This is a genomic window from Nonomuraea sediminis, assembly GCF_018531495.1.
Lineage (GTDB): Bacteria > Actinomycetota > Actinomycetes > Streptosporangiales > Streptosporangiaceae > Nonomuraea > Nonomuraea sediminis.
Genome location: NZ_JAHDTI010000009.1, coordinates 417,710 through 434,191, shown reverse-complemented (window position 1 = coordinate 434,191; position 16,482 = coordinate 417,710). Strand labels below are relative to the sequence as shown.

Below are 16,482 nucleotides of genomic sequence, written 5' to 3'. Positions count from 1 at the left end.
TTCAAGCATGTCGAAGACTCCCCGCTGAATTCTGATCTACCGTGGCGCGGCTCGTACGGTGAGGATGTGGGCAGGTTGGATGTGGGGATCGAGGCGGACGTAATTCCTCTGCCGCCAACGATACGACTCGCCCGACAACTCGTCGTCCACGACGAACTCGGCGTTCCAGTCGAGACCGAGAGCGGGCAGGTCGAGATCGACCGTCGCCTCGTGGGTGTTGTGTGGGTCCAGGTTGATGACCGCCAGGACGACGTCGCCCAGCCCGTGCCTTCGTGTGGCCGGGTCGTAGGCGCCGGGCAGCCGCTTGGAGAAGCAGATCACGTCCGGTTGGTCGACCTGGTGGAACCGTAGATTACGCAATTCCTGGAGTGCCGGATGGGCTCTTCGGAACAAATTCAGCTGGGTGATGAAGGGGGCAAGGCTGCGGCCCTCTCGTTCCGCGGCGACCCAATCGCGAGGTCTGTACTGATATTTCTCGCTATCTAGGTATTCCTCGCTCCCCGGGCGAACCGGGATGTTTTCACCGAGTTCGTACCCCGAGTACACGCCCCACGTGGGCGAGGCCAGCGCCGCGAGCACCGCCCGCAGCTTGAACGCGGGAACCCCGCCCTGCTGCAGGAAGTCATGCAGGATGTCCGGCGTGTTCACGAACAGGTTGGGCCGCAGGAAGTACGAGGTCTCCTGGGCCAGCTCGGTCAGGTAGGTCTCGACGTCGTACTTGGAGTTCTTCCAGGTGAAGTACGTGTACGACTGGTGGTAGCCCACCTTGGCCAGCGCCTGCAGCATCGCGGGCCTGGTGAACGCCTCGGCCAGGAAGATCACGTCCGGATCGGTCCTGTGGATGTCGGCCAGCATCCGCTCCCAGAAGGCGACCGGCTTGGTGTGCGGGTTGTCCACCCGGAAGATCCGCACGCCGTGGTCCATCCAGTGCAGCAGCACCCGTTTGACCTCGGCGTAGATCCCCTCGGGGTCCTTGTCGAAGTTGATCGGGTAGATGTCCTGGTACTTCTTGGGCGGGTTCTCGGCGTAGGCGATCGACCCGTCGGCCCTGATCGTGAACCACTCCGGGTGCTCCTTGACCCACGGGTGGTCGGGGGAGCACTGCAGCGCGAAGTCCAGCGCCACCTCCATGCCCAGCTCCCGCGTGCGGTCGACGAACTCGTCGAAGTCGTCGATCGTGCCCAGGTCGGGGTGGATCGCGTCGTGCCCGCCGTCCTCCGAGCCGATGGCCCACGGGGAGCCCGGGTCGTCAGGTTCTGGGCTGAGCGTGTTGTTGCGTCCCTTGCGGAACGTGCTGCCGATCGGGTGGATCGGCGGCAGGTAGACCACGTCGAAGCCCATCCGGGCTACTGCGGGCAGCCGCTTGGCCGCCGTCTGGAAATTTCCTGACTTGGAGATGCCCGACTCGTTGACGATCGCCCCCTCTGACCTGGGGAAGAACTCGTACCACGAGCCGTACAGCGCCCTGCGCCTGTCGACCCTGATCCGCTGCTGCTTCGAGCGCGTCACCAGGTCCCGCAGCGGGTGCGCCTCGAGCAGCGCGGCCGTCTCCGGCAACTGCGCGACCGACAGCCGCGCCCGCGGGTCGAGGTTGTCGTCGCGCAGCGTCGCCGAGACCGCCAGCAGCGCCGCCCGGTGCCCGCACGTGCCTTCGCCGCCCTTCCTGCCGCGGCCGTTGCCCTCGTGCGGGGCGGGGCAGTCGGCCTGCCGTACGGCTTTCGCGGCGCGCTCGAAGAGGCGGGCGCCCTCCTCGCACATGAGATCCACGTCCATGCCGCGCGGGATCTTGATCTCCGCGTCGTGCAGCCAGGTCGCGATCGGGTCGCTCCAGGCCTCGACGCGGAACTGCCAGTCGCCCTCCGACGGCAGGCTCACGGGCACGCCCCACCGGTCGGTGCCCTGGTCCAGCTCACGCATCGGTTTCAGGCGTTCACGCTGTCCATCGGGCGTCGTGAGCACGACCCCCGCGGCCACGGCGTCGTGGCCCTCGCGGAAGACGGTCGCGGCGATCTCGAAGGTCTCACCGGCGACCGCCTTGGCGGCCCACTGCCCGCAGTCGACTACGGGGTGGATGTCCGTGATGGGAATTCGGCCGATCATCGCATCTCTCGGTTGCGGCGGCGCCACCCTGGCACCACCGGAGGCTTCCGTGGCAAGAACGATCCTTGCATCTCGAAGGTTGGGAGCGGCGGATGAGCCTCCCGAGTCGCCTCGGAAAGCCATAAGCGGGAGATGCCCCAATGCTTCCTTTTCATGCTTGTTCTTGGAAGGGGTTTCAACGCTCATGTCCCCGGTGAAGGACCCAGAGGTCCCGACTACCCCCTAGGGTTCAGAAACGTGAGAGCAATCCGCCGGTTCACCGTCCGCACCGTCCTGCCCGCGGAGCTGGCCGCCCTCGGCGAGCTCGTGCAAAACCTGCGCTGGTCCTGGCACCCAGAGACGCTTGACCTGTTCGCCGAGGTCGACCCCGAGCTCTGGGAGCAGGTCGGCCACGACCCGGTCGCGCTGCTCGGCGCCGTCGGCCCCGACAGGCTCGCCGAGCTGGCCGGCGACAGGCGCTTCCTGCGCAGGCTCGCCGACGCCGCCGACGACCTACGCGAATACATGACCGCGCCGCGCTGGTACCAGACACTGCCCGACGCCGCCCGCGCCATCGCCTACTTCTCTCCCGAGTACGGCATAGCCGCGGCGCTGCCCCAGTACTCCGGCGGCCTGGGCATCCTGGCCGGCGACCACCTGAAAACGGCCAGCGACCTGGGCGTGCCGATCCTGGCGGTCGGCCTGCTCTACCGGCACGGCTACTTCACCCAGTCGCTCTCGCCCGACGGCTGGCAGCTCGAGCACTACCCGTCGCTGGATCCCGGCGGCCTGCCGTTGAGCCTGCTCAAGGAGGAGGACGGCACACCGGTCAAGATCCGCATCGGCCTGCCGGACAACCGCGCCATGTACGCCCAGCTCTGGGTCGCCAGGGTGGGCCGGGTGCCGCTGCTGCTGCTCGACTCCGACGTGGCCGACAACGACACCGCGGCCCGTGACATCACCGACCGGCTCTACGGCGGCGGCACCGACCACCGGCTGATGCAGGAGCTCCTGCTCGGCGTGGGTGGCGTGCGGGCGATCCGCGCCTACTGCCGCATCACCGGCCACCCCGAGCCGGAGGTCTTCCACACCAACGAGGGCCACGCCGGGTTCCTCGGCCTGGAGCGGATCAGGGAGCTGACCGAGGCCAGGCTCAGCTTCGACGAGGCGCTCGAGGCGGTCAGGGCGGGCACCGTGTTCACCACACACACGCCCGTGCCCGCCGGCATCGACCGGTTCCCCGTGGAGATGATCGAGCGGCAGTTCGGCGGCGACAACGCCTGGCCGACAGTGCCCGTGGAACGCATCCTGGCGCTCGGCGCCGAGAGCGAGCCGGGCCGCTTCAACATGGCCGTCATGGGCATGCGCCTGGCCCAGCGCGTCAACGGCGTGTCCGAGCTGCACGGCCACGTCAGCAGGGAGATGTTCAAGGACCTGTGGCCCGGCTTCGACGTGGACGACGTGCCGATCGGCTCGATCACCAACGGCGTCCACGCGCCCACCTGGGTCGGCCGCGAGCTCATGGAGCTGGCGGGCCGCGAGCTGCCCTCGGTGCTGGAGAGGTCGCGCGGCTGGGAGGGCGTGGAGAAGATCTCCGACGCCGACATCTGGGACATCCGCGGCAAGCTGCGCCGACGCCTGGTCGAGGGCGCCCGGGTACGGCTGCGCAAGTCCTGGCGTGACCGCGGGGCCTCCGACGCCGAGCTGGGCTGGATCGACGACGCGCTCGACCCCGACGTGCTGACCATCGGCTTCGCCCGGCGGGTGCCGTCGTACAAGCGGCTCACGCTCATGCTGCGCGATCAGGAGCGGCTGACCTCGCTGCTGCTCGACCCGCACAAGCCGGTGCAGATCGTGATCGCGGGCAAGGCCCATCCGGCCGACGAGGGCGGCAAGAAGCTCATCCAGCAGATCGTGAAATTTGCCGACTCGCCCGAAGTGCGGCATCGGATTGTGTTCCTGCCCGACTACGACATGGCGCTCGGGCAGTTGCTGGTCCAGGGCTGCGACGTCTGGCTCAACAACCCGCTGCGCCCGCTGGAGGCCTCCGGCACCTCGGGCATGAAGTCGGCGCTGAACGGCGGGCTCAACCTGTCGATCCGCGACGGCTGGTGGGACGAGTGGTACGACGGCACCAACGGCTGGGCCATCCCCACCGCCGACGGCGTCACCGACACCGACCGCCGCGACGAGCTCGAGGCCGCCGCCCTCTACGACCTCATCGAGCACGAGGTGTCCGACCGCTTCTACGACCGTGGCGCCTCAGGGCCGCCACGCCGCTGGATGGAGATGGTCAAGCACACGCTCACCTCGCTCGGTCCCAAGGTGCTCGCGGGGCGCATGCTGCGCGACTACGTGGTCGGCCTCTACTCGCCGGCCGCCGCCTCCGCCCGCGCCCTCTCGGCTGACTCCTACGGCCAGGCCAAGGCGTTCGCCGCCTGGCGCCTGCGCGTCACCCGGGCCTGGCCAGGAGTCCGCGTCGAACACGTGGAGGCTTCCGGCGTGGGCGACACGCCCGAGGTGGGCGCCACCCTGGAGCTCCACGCCACGATCGCCCTGGGAGACCTCGACCCCACGGACGTCCGCGTCCAGGCCGCCTACGGCCAGGTAGGCGAACACGACGAACTCCTCCACCCGCACTACGCGGACCTCACCCCCACCACGGTCGACGACGACGGCCGAGCCCACTACACGGGCACGGTCCCCCTCGACCGCACAGGCGCCTTCGGCTACACGGTCCGAGTCGTCCCCCACCACCCGCTGGCCGCCTCGTCCGCCGAACTAGGCCTCACAACCGTCCCAGAAGAACCAGCCGGCATGACCAACGGCACCCTCCGCTAGCCCACGCACCCACGCGGGGACGCGAGGCACGGCAGGCGCGGTGGTTTCCCCGCGCCGGGTCGGCAGGAAGATGCGAGGCCCGGCGCCCTCCCTGCGCCGGGTCTGGTGAGGAGATGTGAGGCATGTTGGCAGGCGCGGCGTCTGCCTGCGCGGGGTCGGTGAGGAGAGGTGCGGTGGGGCTTGGCGCAAGGTGGGAAATGGGGGGAGGGGGTGGGATCGGCGCATCCAGGGGTTATGGGCGGCATAATCGGCACGTGGACGACAGCGGGAACGGCCTGCGGGCCGACACACTGGTGGCCACGGTCCGGGGTGTCCTGCCGTCCTTGACGCCCGCCGCGCAGACCGTGGCCCGCCTGATACTGGAAGACCCGGCGACGGTGGCGCGCAGCACCATCACCGAGCTGTCCGCCGCGTCGGGCACCAGCGAGGCGACGATCGTCAGGACCGCGCGGCTGCTCGGCTTCGCCGGGTACCCGCAGCTCAGGCTGGCCCTGGCTGCCGCTGCGGCGCAGCCGGACCGCCTGGTCCCGGGTGACCTGGCTCCCGACGACCCGCTGTCCGAGGTGATCCAGAAGGTCGCCAGGGCCGAGTCGGAGGCCATCAACGACACGGTGGCCCAGCTGACCTCCGAACGCCTTGGCCTGGTGGTCGAGGCGATCGCCAACGCCCGCCGGGTCGACGCCTACGGCGTGGGCGCCTCCGGGCTGGTGGCCGAGGACATGGCGCAGAAGCTGCTGCGCATCGGCCTGTCCAGTCACGGCTTCCAGGACGCCCATCTGGCGCTGACCAGCGCCGTCCTGCTGAAGCCCGGCGACGTGGCGATCGGCATCTCCACCAGTGGCGAGACGCCCGACGTGCTGGAGCCGATCAGACGGGCGGGGGAGGCCGGCGCCACCACGGTGGCGATCACCAACAACCCCCGCTCCAGCATCGCGGAGCTGGCCGAGCACGTGCTGATCTCGGCGGGCCGCGAGACGGAGTTCCGCCCCGGGGCGCTGGCCAGCCGTATCAGCCAGCTCCTCGTCGTGGACTGCGTGTTCGTCGGCGTCGCCCAGCGCACGTTCGACTCCTCGCAGGAGGCGTTGCAGAGCACCAGGCGCGCCGTCGAGGAGTTCACCCGGAGAACGACACCTGCACGTCGTCAGCCTTGACGAACATCACGCGGTGACCGAACTGGACCTCCAGGTACTTGGTCTTGCCGCGCACGACCTGGTGCCCTGAGCCGTCGAAGGTGACCGCGTAGAAGTACTCGGCCGCCGCCGTGCCCGCCAGGGTGTACTTCTCCCCGGCGGAGAACTTGTACTGCAGCGGCACGACCGACTGGACGGGGACCCCTGCCGGGTAGGCCTCGGCCTCCGGATAGGCCCTGCCGTACACGGGGACCGAGGCGAGGCCCGGCTTGGGCGTGACGACCAGGCCCATGGACGGGACGGCGGTCGGCGCGGAGGCCGGGTTGTAGAACCAGGCCTTCTGGTCGAGGTACCAGATGGCGGTCCAGTCGCCCTGGCGGTCGGCGACGGCGAAGCGCTGGCCGGTGGTGGCGCGGGCGCTGTGGTCGTAGACGCTGTAGAGCGAGTCGTGGTTGCCGGTCGGGTGCTTGCCGATGTCCTTGACCAGCGGCGCGTCGGCACGCGGCTCGGTGCGGAGCCAGACGGCCGCCGACGGCGTGGGCGGGCAGGGGGCGCTGGGGTTCTTGCGGTCGCAGCCGTAGTAGTACGGCTTGTTGGTGGCGAAGTCCGGCTTGATCATGATCGATCCGGAGCGGGGGCCGCCGAAGGGGTGCAGCGGGGCGCCGAGCAGCTCGAAGTAGTGCGCCCAGTCCCAGAACGGGCCCGGGTCCTCGTGCATGTTCTTGACCGTGGCAGGCGTGGTGCCTGGCACGTTGTCGTGGCCGAGGATGTGCGCCCGGTCGAGCGGGACGCCGTTGCGCATCGCCAGGTAGCGCACGAGCTTGGCCGAGGCCCGGTACATCGCCTCGGTGTACCAGGTGCCGCCTTCGGCCAGGAAGCCCTCGTGCTCGATGCCGATGGACTTGGCGTTGATGTACCAGTTGCCCGCCTGCCAGGCCACGTCCTTGGCCTTGATGTGCTGGGCGATGTGGCCGTCGGTGGAGCGGATCGAGTACTGCCAGCTCGCGCCGTAGGCGGGGTCCTGGTTCAGCTTGATCGACGGGAGGAAGTAGCCCTCCATGTCGTGGATGACGATGTAGTCGATCTTCTGGGCGAACGGCCGGTTGCCCAGGTCGTAGTGCCCGTAGTCGTCGCCGGGCAGCTGCGCGTAGCCCGACGGGATCCACTCGCACGACACCGACATCGGACATTCGACGCCATCCTTGCGAGGCACCGGAAGTCCCAATTTTTCGAGCCACTTCAGGATCTCGCCGACGTCAGGGATCGGCGGAAGCGTGACCCGCTGCCCGTCGTCGGTGACCCGCTCGGTGCCCTGCTTGATCGTGGTGTACACCTCGTCGGCGAACGCCTTGGCCGCGTCCTGGTTGTCGGCCCCCGAGTAGCGGGCGACCGCCCCGTACCACTCGGCCGGGTCGTCGCTCAGCGGCGCGCCCAGGTCCTTCTGGTAGGAGGCCAGCAGCGCCGCGCCGCCGCGGATGTTGGCCGCGGCGTCGGTGCGCAGTTGCTCGTGGCTGGCGCCGGTGAGCTCGGCCGCCTTGTCCATGGTCTTGAGCGCGGCCGGGATCTCGGTGACGGGCGCGGCCTGGGCGGCGGGCGCCAGCGGCCTGCTGTCGTCGCCGCGCGCGTCCTCCTCGCCGTCGCCGTGGTGGTTGGTGCCCGCGAACGCCTCGGCGTCCGTCAGGTGCATCGGCCCGAATCCGGCCTCGTTGCTCGGCTGGCCCGCGTGCGCGTCCCAGCGCGACTCCAGGTAGGACACGCCGAGCAGGACGCTCTCGGGAACCTGGAACTCCTTGGCCGCCGCGGTGAACGCCTGTTGCCGATCGCCGGGCTCCTCCGCCCGCGCGGCGGTCACGTTCGCTAACGGCAGGAAGGCGATCGCCGCGATCGCCAACGCTCTGCGCATGTACCGCTCCTTGACTGAGGGGGTGCTTGGCGCAGTCAGCGTCTCAACATTTTCTTTCTTAGGCGAGAGCTTTGCGAAGGATTTTTTCGGCCGTTAACGGCATATGGTGTGGCCCGTGACGGCGATCGTGACCGGGTCCGCGGGATTCATCGGCCAGGCCCTCGTCGACGCCCTGCTCGCGGCGGGTGAGCAGGTGATCGGCATCGACCGCCGCCCCCAGTCTCCCAGACCCGGCCTCACCACGGTGTGCGGCGACATCCTCGATCTGCACGCGCCGCTGCGCGCCGACGCCGTCTACCACCTCGCGGGCTGCCCCGGAGTCCGCCAGGAAGGCCCCGCGGTCGCGGCGCGCCGCCACCGCGACAACGTGCTCGCCGCCGCCCGGATGCTCGCCCTCACGCCCCCTGACGTCCCGCTCGTCGTCACGTCCTCCAGCTCGGTGTACGGCGGGGCCAGGCACGGCCGCCCATCGCGGGAATCCGACCTTCCCCGCCCGATCGGCGGCTACGCGGAGAGCAAGCTGGCCATGGAGCGGCTGTGCGCCGGCCGCCCGGTCACCATCGCCCGCCCGTTCACGGTCGCGGGCGAGGGCCAGCGCCCCGACATGGCGCTGGCCACGTGGCTGTCCGCCGCCGAGTCGGGCCGCCCGCTGCGCGTCCTGGGCTCGCTCGACCGCACCCGCGACGTGACCGACGTCCGCCAGGTCGCCCGCGCCCTGATCGACCTCACCGGCATCCCGGGGATCGTGAACATCGGCACGGGCAGGGGCGTCAGCCTGGGCGCCATGATCGAGGCGGTCGCCGAGGTCACCCGGACGGAGATCGCCTGCGAGGTCGTTCCCGCCTCGCCGGTCGAGCCGGGGGATTCGCTGGCCGACACACGGAGGCTGCGTTCCCTGATCGGCTGGGCGCCGGAGACCGACCTGGTGGAGCTGGTGCGCCGCCAGCACCTCGGCTCGCCGTACCTCACCAAGGCGATGCTGTGACGCCCTGAGGGACGCTTGTAGGGTCGGACCATGGGTGAATTCGTACGCGTCGAGGTGGCCGACCACATCGCGACCATCGAGCTTGACCGGCCGAAGATGAACGCGCTCAACGCGCAGATGCAGCGCGAGCTGCGCGCGAGCGCTCTGGCCGTGGACTCCGACGTCGAGGTGCACGCCGTGGTCGTCTACGGAGGCGCGCGGGTGTTCGCCGCCGGGGTGGACATCAAGGAGATGGCCGACATGTCCTACGCGGAGATGTCCGCCCGCTCCGGCGAGCTGCAGGACTGCTTCAACGCGGTCGCCCAGATCGGCAAGCCCGTCATCGCCGCGATCACCGGCTACGCGCTCGGCGGCGGGTGCGAGCTGGCCCTGTGCGCGGACTTCCGGGTCGCGGGCGAGTCCGCCAAGCTCGGCCAGCCCGAGATCCTGCTCGGCCTCATCCCCGGCGCGGGCGGCTCCCAGCGCCTGCCCCGCCTCATCGGCCCCGCCAGGGCCAAGGACCTGATCTACAGTGGCCGGCACGTGCCCGCCGCCGAGGCCCTCGAGCTGGGGCTGGTGGACCGGGTGGTGGACGACGCCGAGGTGTACACCGCGGCGCTCGAGTGGGCCGCGACCTTCGTCGACGGGCCGACGGTCGCGCTGCGGGCCGCCAAGCAGGCCGTCGACCGCGGCCTGGAGACCGACCTGGAGACCGGGCTTGAGCTCGAGCGGCTGCACTTCTCCGGGATGTTCGCCACCGACGACGCCAAGATCGGCATGCGCGCCTTCATGGACAAGAACAGGCCGAAGTTCACGGGCCGCTGATCGGGAATTTCCCAGTATCGTGACTTTCATGTTGCGCGTCCTGGTCCCCGCACGGCTGCGCAAGGCCGTGCGCTCGTGGTTCGACTCCCGCTACATCTCGATCGCCGACCACAGACAGGACATCCGCGACGCCCTCTGGGAGGTGCAGACGCTCCGCCGCGAGGTCACCACCCTGCAGGCGGAGGTCCAGCGGTTACGCAAGGCCGCCACCGCGCCCGTGCCCGCGCCCAAGGCTGACCAGGACACCCGGCGCCTGGCCGAGGAGACGGCCAAGGCGATGGAGGGGGTCCTGCAGAACGAGGTGCTCATCTGGCAGGCCATCGACGAGCTGCGCGGGGAGCGCCAGCCGTGCGCGTGACCTGGTCGGGCGGCGAGCTGGCCTTCCGCCTCGACCCCGAGGACGAGATCACCGGCAGGGCCGCCGACGACCATCCCGTCAAGCTGGCCACCAACTCCTGCCACTTCCAGGACGTGCCCGCCGACGCCCACCCGGACCTGTTCGCGGTGGCCGCCTGGACGGTCGTCGCGCCCTGGACCCGCCGCCGGATCACCTTCGACCGGGGCGTCTCGCCCGAGGTGGCCGCGGCGCTGCACGACGGCTGGGGGATCGAGGCGGGCCCCGTCTCCGGCACGGCCCGCCGTACCGGATCGGTGCTGGCGATCTCCTACAGCGGCGGCGCGGACTCCGTCGCGGCCGCGGCGATCCTGCCCGAGGCGCCGTTCGTGCACTTCAAGCGGGTCTCGCATCCGCGGGTGCCGAACCGGTGGACGCACTACCGCTCGGACGTGCTGGCCAGGCTGGCCGCGCAGACCGGGCGGGAGCTCACGACGGTCTCGTCGGACCTGGAGTTCACGCTGGCCGAGCCGCGGCCCGGGTACCCGGAGCACCACGCGGTCGCGGCCGGGGCGCTGCTGCTGGCCGACGAGCTGGACCTGGGCGGGCTGGCCTTCGGCTACGAGCTGGGCTCGCGCTGGCTGGGCGGCGACCGCTACCTGCTGCGCTTCACGCCGGACAACCCGATGTGGGCGCCGCACGGCGCGTGGGGCCGGCTGTTCGCCGCGGCCGGGGTACACATCGTGCTGCCGGTGGGCGGGGTGAGCGAGGCCGTGACGATGCGGCTGGCGCTGAACTCGCCGCTGAAGGACCAGTTGCGGTGGTGCCTGCGCGGGGTCGACGGGCCGTGCCGTACCTGCGGCAAGTGCCTGTACAAGGAGCTCATCCAGGCCGCCGTCGAGGGCCGGCCGATCGACACGCCGCTGAGCGCCGACCGGCCGGTGGCGCGCAAGTGGCTGCAGCCCCCGCCCTACGGCGGGCAGGAGATGATCGAGTACGGCCTGGCCAGGGTGCCGGGGATCGAGTCGAGCCTGTTCGGCGGGGCGAGGCGGTACTTCGAGGCGTCGCTGGAGTCGACCTCGTGGCTCGACCACTGCTACCCGCCGGCGCTGGAGGAGATCCCCGACCCCTGGCGGGCGCAGGTCAGGGACTTCATGACCGCCGAGGTGGGGCTGATGACGCCCGAGGAGGTCCGCAAGGTGGAGGAGTGGGGCGCGTGAGGGTCTACCTGTCGGTGGACATGGAGGGCGTGACCGGGCTGACCGATCCGGAGGAGATGCACGCCGGCAAGCGCGGCTACGAGCGCGGATGCGAGCTCATGACCGCCGACGCCAACGCGGCCGTCAACGGCGCCCACGACGCCGGGGCGAGCGCCGTGCTGGTCAACGACGCGCACGGCTCCACCAAGAACCTCCGCATCGACCTGCTCGACCCGCGCGCCACGCTCATCCGCGGACCGGGCAAGGCCCAGCGCATGGCCCACGGGCTCGACGGGTCCTTCGACGCGGCCTGCTTCGTCGGCTACCACGCCATGGCCGGGGTCCCCGACGGGGTGCTCAACCACACGTGGATGGGCAAGGAGATCCAGAACGTCTACCTGAACGGCACGGCCTGCGGCGAGACCCGCGTCGTGGCGGCCTGCGCCGGCTACCACGGGGTGCCGGTGGTCCTGGTCACGGGCGACGAGGCGGTCGGCGAGGAGGCCAGGGCGCTGCTCGGCGACGTCGAGACCGTCGCGGTCAAGAAGGGCATCGACAAGTTCTCCGCCGAGCTCCTGCCGCCCTCGGTCGCCCAGGCCCGCATCCGCGAGGCCGCCGCGCGGGCGCTCGACCGCCTGCCGGACTTCGCGCCCTACGTGGAGCCCGCCCCCTACACGCTCGGCGTCGAGTGGAACTCCACCGCCATCGCCAGCGCCGCCGCCCTCATCCCCGGCGTCAAGCTCGCAGGTCCCCGCCACACGGAGTTCACCACGGACGAGTTCCCCCAGATCATGGCCCTGTTCGGCCTCTTCGCCACGATCGCGGGCCAGGTCGCCTGCAACGCCGGCCCCTACGGTTAGCCTTCACGCACCATGCTTTCCACCCCCTCCACCCCAGCCCCGCCGTCCCGAGCGCCGGTACGGCGAGCAGCGGTACGGCGGCGCCCGGCGCGAAGCGCGCGGCGGCCGACCGGCCGACGCTACGTCGTAGCGGCGGGAGAGCACCTCCACCTGAGGAGCGTCTCCCTGGACAGGGCTCGGCCACGTGCGGCGGGTGGCGGAAGGGCGGCTTGCCGTACGACAGCACGAAGGAGAGCGGCGTGGAGGCGCTGACACGACGCGGCCTGCTGGTCGGGATAGGCGCGGTCGGTGGGGCGGGGGCGATGTACGCGGCGATGGGCGCGCTGGGCCTGGCGCCGAGCGAGCAGGACAAGGCGTACACACCCCCGCAGAAGAGCGACTTCCACCTGACCGGGAAGGGCGCCGCCAAGGTGGTCATCCTGGGCGCGGGCGTGGCCGGCCTGACCGCCGCCTACGAGCTCGGCAAGGCGGGCTACGACTGCACGCTGCTCGAGGCGAGCGACCGCGCCGGTGGCAGGAACAGGACGCTGCGCGGCGGCGACCGCCTGACCGAGCTGAACGGCCCCGCGCAGGAGGTCAGGTTCGGCGACGGCGTCTACTTCAACGCGGGACCCGGACGGATCGCCCAGTGGATGGTGACCCTGGACTACTGCCGCGAACTGGGCGTCCCCATCGAGCCGTTCATCAACAACAACGCCCAGGCCTACGTGCACACCCACGGCCAGACCGTCAGGGCCCGCGCCGCCCGCGCCGACATGTACGGATACATCGCCGAACTGCTGGCCAAGGCCACCAACCTCGGCCAGCTCGACAGGCGGCTCACCAGGGACGACAGGGAACGGCTGCTGGAGTTCCTGCGCAGGTTCGGAGACCTGGGGCCCAAGCTCGACTACGAAGGCTCCACCCGCCGCGGTTTCATGAAATATCCGGCGACGGACGGCGGCACCCCGGTCGCGCCCCCCGGCACTCTCCAGCAGGTCCTGGCCGCGGGCGTCGGCAGGGCGATCACCAACGACTTCGGCTACGACCAGGCCACCCCCATGTTCCAGCCCGTCGGCGGCATGGACACGATCGTCACCAGGCTCAAGCAGGCCGTCGGCGAGGACCGCATCCGCACCGGCGTCAAGGTCAACAAGATCACGGACCTGCCCGACGGCGTCCAGGTGACCTGGGACGGCGGCGAGCTCAAGGCCGACTACTGCATCGCCACGCTCCCGCCGCACGTGCTGGCCAGGATCCCGCACAACCTGGGCGCCGCCGTCACCTCCGCGCTCAGGACGCCCGTCCCCGTCGCCGCCGGCAAGATCGGCCTGGAGTACGGCAGGCGGTGGTGGGAGCTGGAGGACCGCATCTACGGCGGCATCACCGAGACCGACCTGGACATCACGCACATCTGGTACCCCTCCTACGGCTTCCACTCCGAGCGCGGCGTGCTCGTCGGCTACTACACCTCCGAAAAGGAGGCCGAGCTGTACGGCGCGCTCACCCCCGAGGACCGCAGGCGCCGGGCGATCACCCAGGGCAGGAAGATCCACGGCGACAAGTACGGCAAGGACCTGCTGTCCAGCGTCTCGATCGCCTGGGACCGCCAGGAGCACATCCAGGGAGGCTGGGTGCGCTGGCCCGCCTTTGATTCGTCCTTCACTCTTCTGCAACGCCCCAGCGGGAGGGTTTACCTCGCGGGCGACTGGCTGACATACCTGATCGCCTGGCAGGCGGGCGCCATGGAGTCCGCCCGCAGCGCGGTCACCCAGCTGCACCAGCGGGTGTTGCAGTCGGCGTGACGTAGGGTCCTTGGTGATGAACGAGAAACTGGTGTGGGTGCGAGCGAGCGACAGGCCCGACCTCCTGGCCGATCCCGTACGGCAGGCCGTACAGGAGGCCGAGGTGGCGGAGATCGACCCGGAGCTGGCCGACACCGCGGCGTTCTGCGAACGCTACGGCGTGGCGCTGGAGGCCTCGGCCAACTGCGTGATCGTCGCGGCCAAGCGGGGCGGCGAGACGCGGTACGCGGCGTGCATGGTGCTCGCGACGATGCGGGTGGACGTGAACGGCATCGTGCGCAAGCACCTGGACGCGCGCAAGGCGAGCTTCGCGCCGATGGATCAGGCGGTGGAGCTCACCGGGATGGAGTACGGCGGCATCACCCCGATCGGCCTGCCGGACGACTGGCCGATCCTGGTGGACGTCAACGTCGCCGCGCTCGACTGGGCGGTCATCGGCAGCGGGGTGCGCAGATCCAAGCTCGCCGTGTCGGGGGCGACGCTCGCCGGGCTCAAGGGGGCAGAGGTGCTCGCCCTGGCGAACTGAACGAAGGAGTCCGCTCCACCCGGAGCGGGCGTGACGATATCGAGACCGTGTGATGGGAAACCGATGAGGCGTTCCTGGACGTTGTGCGAGTGGGAATGTGGCCTCATGGTTCATCTCGTGGGCGGTGATTAAGCCGGTATGGTGCTTCATGCCATGAACGATGACCGACTTGGCCCTTACCGGCTGCTCAGGCGGCTAGGTGAAGGCGGAATGGGTGTTGTCCACCTCGCCGTGGATCCGCAGGGCAGGCAGGTGGCGGTCAAGGTCCTGCGCGCCGAGGTGGCCGGGGACGAGGTGGCCAGGCGGCGCCTGTCGCGCGAGGTCGAGACCATGCGCCGGGTCCGCAGCAAGTACATCGCCGAGGTCCTCGACGCCGATGTGACCGGTCATCGTCCCTACATCGTCACCCGTTACGTCGCGGGCCGCCCGCTCGACGAGATCGTCAGGGAGGACGGGCCGCTCGACCTGGCGGCGCTGACCAGGATCGCCCACGGCGTGGCCACGGCGCTGGCCGCCGTCCACTCGGTCGGCGTGATCCACCGCGACCTCAAGCCGGGCAACGTGCTCATCCTGGACGGCGAGCCCGTCCTGATCGACTTCGGCATCGCGCAGGCCGTGGACGCCACCCGGCTGACGCAGACGGGCATGTTCATCGGCACCCCCGGCTACCTCGCCCCGGAGATCATCGAGGGCCAGGAGGCCGGGCCCGAGGTGGACATCCACGCCTGGGCGGGCACGCTGCTGTACGCGGGCACCGGCCAGCCGCCCTTCGGCAAGGGCACGCTGGAGATGATCTTCTACAACATCACCGCGGGCAAGGCCGACGTCAGCGCCGCCCCGGCCGCGCTGCAGCCGCTGCTCAAGGCCGCCTTCCAGCGCAACCCGAGCAAGCGGCCCAAGGCCGCGGAACTGGCCGAGCAGACGGCCAGGATGCTGCCCAGGTCGCAGAGCAACGTGCCGGACGAGATCTCGACCATGCCGCGCTCCGAGCGCACCGAGCCGCCGGCCGAGATGGCCACGCCTCCCGTCACGCCGCGCGAGCAGGTGCACCAGCCCACGCCTCCGCCGACGCCGACACCGACGGACCAGCCCTTCGTCTCCCTGCTGCCGGGCCAGGGCGGCGACCCGTGGCCCACCCGCCGGGTGACCCCGGAGGAGCTGCGGCAGATGCAGCGCGAAGGCGCCCCGGCCAGCCAGCCCTGGCCGCAGCCCAACAACCACGGCCACGCGATGCCGCCGCCCGAGAGCGACGTGCCCACGCGGCGGGTCAGGTCCGACACACCTCACCCGCAGCAGCCCTACATCCCGGTGCAGCCGCAGCGCCCGCAGCCGCAGCCCCACCATCAGGCCCACTCGCAGCAGCAGCCGCCGATGCCCGACCCGCGCACCAGGCGCGAGCCGTTCATCCCCGGCGCGCTGCCGGGCCAGGCCCTGCAGCGTTCCAAGGCCTACGGTGTGGCGGGCGCGATGCTGCTCGTCATCATGATCGTGCTGGCGGTCCTGGCGCCGACCCTCGTGGCGATCGTGGCGATCCCCGTGGCGATCCTGCTGCGCGCCGCCGACCTGGCCCAGCCGGCGCTCACCGCCCGCAGGTCGGCCGGTTCGGCCGCCGTCGACGTGCTGCGCGTCCTCGGCCAGCCGCAGGCGCTGGCCAAGTCGGTGGGCATCACGCTCGCCCTGGTGCTGTACGCCGTCATCCTCGGCCTGCCCGTGACACTGCTGCTCACGGTGGTGCTGAAGATGGAGCCGCACAACGCTCTGGCCTGGGGCGCGGCGATCGCCTTGTGGACACTTTGCGCGGGTCCCGGAGTAGAGGGACCTGGCAGACAGATGCGCAGAACGCTCTCATCCCTCGTACCCTCGAGAACAGCGGCGATGGTGATGGCGGGAGTATTCGCGGCGGGGGCCGCGCTCTCCCTGATCCTCGCTTACAGCACGTTCGGGGCCAGTCCACCGAGGGAGGCCATATGGGCGCCAGTGAGCGTGGAGACGCTGGTCAAGCAGCTCAAGGGGCTGAATGGCAATTCGGGGGGATGA

Annotated in this window: 12 protein-coding genes; 10 read left to right on the top strand and 2 right to left on the bottom strand. The window is 70.5% G+C overall.

Annotated features, from left to right (window positions below):
- Nucleotides 1-36: 36 nt before the first annotated feature.
- On the bottom strand, nt 37-2,100 hold the full coding sequence (locus KIK09_RS33675; RefSeq protein ID WP_214323432.1) for an alpha-1,4-glucan--maltose-1-phosphate maltosyltransferase: 2,064 nt from the start codon (nt 2,098-2,100) through the stop codon (nt 37-39).
- A 237-nt stretch (nt 2,101-2,337) separates the two neighbouring features.
- On the opposite strand from KIK09_RS33675, the gene glgP reads away from it, so the two are divergent.
- On the top strand, nt 2,338-4,920 hold the full coding sequence (gene glgP, locus KIK09_RS33670) for an alpha-glucan family phosphorylase (protein ID WP_214323431.1): 2,583 nt from the start codon (nt 2,338-2,340) through the stop codon (nt 4,918-4,920).
- A 254-nt stretch (nt 4,921-5,174) separates the two neighbouring features.
- Nucleotides 5,175-6,071: a MurR/RpiR family transcriptional regulator gene (locus KIK09_RS33665; protein WP_214323430.1), complete on the top strand. Its 897-nt coding sequence runs from the start codon at nt 5,175-5,177 to the stop codon at nt 6,069-6,071.
- Here KIK09_RS33665 and KIK09_RS33660 read toward each other — a convergent pair.
- The gene (locus KIK09_RS33660; protein ID WP_214323429.1) at nt 6,034-7,953 is read right to left on the bottom strand and encodes an N-acetylmuramoyl-L-alanine amidase; all 1,920 of its coding nucleotides are present in this window, start codon (nt 7,951-7,953) and stop codon (nt 6,034-6,036) included. The two genes, KIK09_RS33665 and KIK09_RS33660, sit on opposite strands and share 38 nt — an antisense overlap.
- Before the next feature lie 115 nt (nt 7,954-8,068).
- On the opposite strand from KIK09_RS33660, the gene KIK09_RS33655 reads away from it, so the two are divergent.
- The 8 genes from KIK09_RS33655 to KIK09_RS33620 all read left to right on the top strand — a co-directional run bounded on the left by KIK09_RS33655 (nt 8,069) and on the right by KIK09_RS33620 (nt 16,482).
- Nucleotides 8,069-8,938: an NAD-dependent epimerase/dehydratase family protein gene (locus tag KIK09_RS33655; protein WP_214323428.1), complete on the top strand. Its 870-nt coding sequence runs from the start codon at nt 8,069-8,071 to the stop codon at nt 8,936-8,938.
- Nucleotides 8,939-8,968: 30 nt separating this feature from the next.
- Nucleotides 8,969-9,742 (top strand): enoyl-CoA hydratase/isomerase family protein, encoded by a 774-nt coding sequence (locus tag KIK09_RS33650; protein WP_214323427.1) that lies wholly within the window; start codon nt 8,969-8,971, stop codon nt 9,740-9,742.
- Nucleotides 9,743-9,770: 28 nt separating this feature from the next.
- Complete coding sequence (locus KIK09_RS33645; protein ID WP_214323426.1) at nt 9,771-10,100, top strand: hypothetical protein; 330 nt, start codon at nt 9,771-9,773, stop codon at nt 10,098-10,100.
- Nucleotides 10,091-11,296, top strand: a complete 1,206-nt coding sequence (locus tag KIK09_RS33640) for a DUF6395 domain-containing protein (RefSeq protein ID WP_214323425.1) — start codon at nt 10,091-10,093, stop codon at nt 11,294-11,296. The genes KIK09_RS33645 and KIK09_RS33640 overlap by 10 nt, the downstream gene beginning before the upstream one ends.
- Nucleotides 11,293-12,135, top strand: a complete 843-nt coding sequence (locus KIK09_RS33635) for a M55 family metallopeptidase (RefSeq protein ID WP_214323424.1) — start codon at nt 11,293-11,295, stop codon at nt 12,133-12,135. Before KIK09_RS33640 ends, KIK09_RS33635 begins: the two co-directional genes overlap by 4 nt.
- Before the next feature lie 239 nt (nt 12,136-12,374).
- Complete coding sequence (locus KIK09_RS33630; protein WP_308164439.1) at nt 12,375-13,919, top strand: flavin monoamine oxidase family protein; 1,545 nt, start codon at nt 12,375-12,377, stop codon at nt 13,917-13,919.
- A gap of 16 nt (nt 13,920-13,935) precedes the next feature.
- Nucleotides 13,936-14,445: a YbaK/EbsC family protein gene (locus tag KIK09_RS33625; protein ID WP_214323423.1), complete on the top strand. Its 510-nt coding sequence runs from the start codon at nt 13,936-13,938 to the stop codon at nt 14,443-14,445.
- Nucleotides 14,446-14,583: 138 nt separating this feature from the next.
- A complete protein-coding gene (locus KIK09_RS33620) occupies nt 14,584-16,482 on the top strand; it encodes a serine/threonine-protein kinase (RefSeq protein WP_308164438.1) in 1,899 nt (632 codons plus the stop codon).

Excerpts from the sequence above, each read along its gene's own strand:
- KIK09_RS33675 (WP_214323432.1), bottom strand. The coding sequence starts at position 2,100 with ATGATCGGCCGAATTCCCATCACGGACATCCACCCCGTAGTCGACTGC.
- KIK09_RS33660 (WP_214323429.1), bottom strand. The coding sequence starts at position 7,953 with ATGCGCAGAGCGTTGGCGATCGCGGCGATCGCCTTCCTGCCGTTAGCG.
- KIK09_RS33650 (WP_214323427.1), top strand. The coding sequence starts at position 8,969 with ATGGGTGAATTCGTACGCGTCGAGGTGGCCGACCACATCGCGACCATC.
- KIK09_RS33645 (WP_214323426.1), top strand. The coding sequence starts at position 9,771 with ATGTTGCGCGTCCTGGTCCCCGCACGGCTGCGCAAGGCCGTGCGCTCG.
- KIK09_RS33625 (WP_214323423.1), top strand. The coding sequence starts at position 13,936 with ATGAACGAGAAACTGGTGTGGGTGCGAGCGAGCGACAGGCCCGACCTC.
- KIK09_RS33620 (WP_308164438.1), top strand. The coding sequence starts at position 14,584 with ATGGTGCTTCATGCCATGAACGATGACCGACTTGGCCCTTACCGGCTG.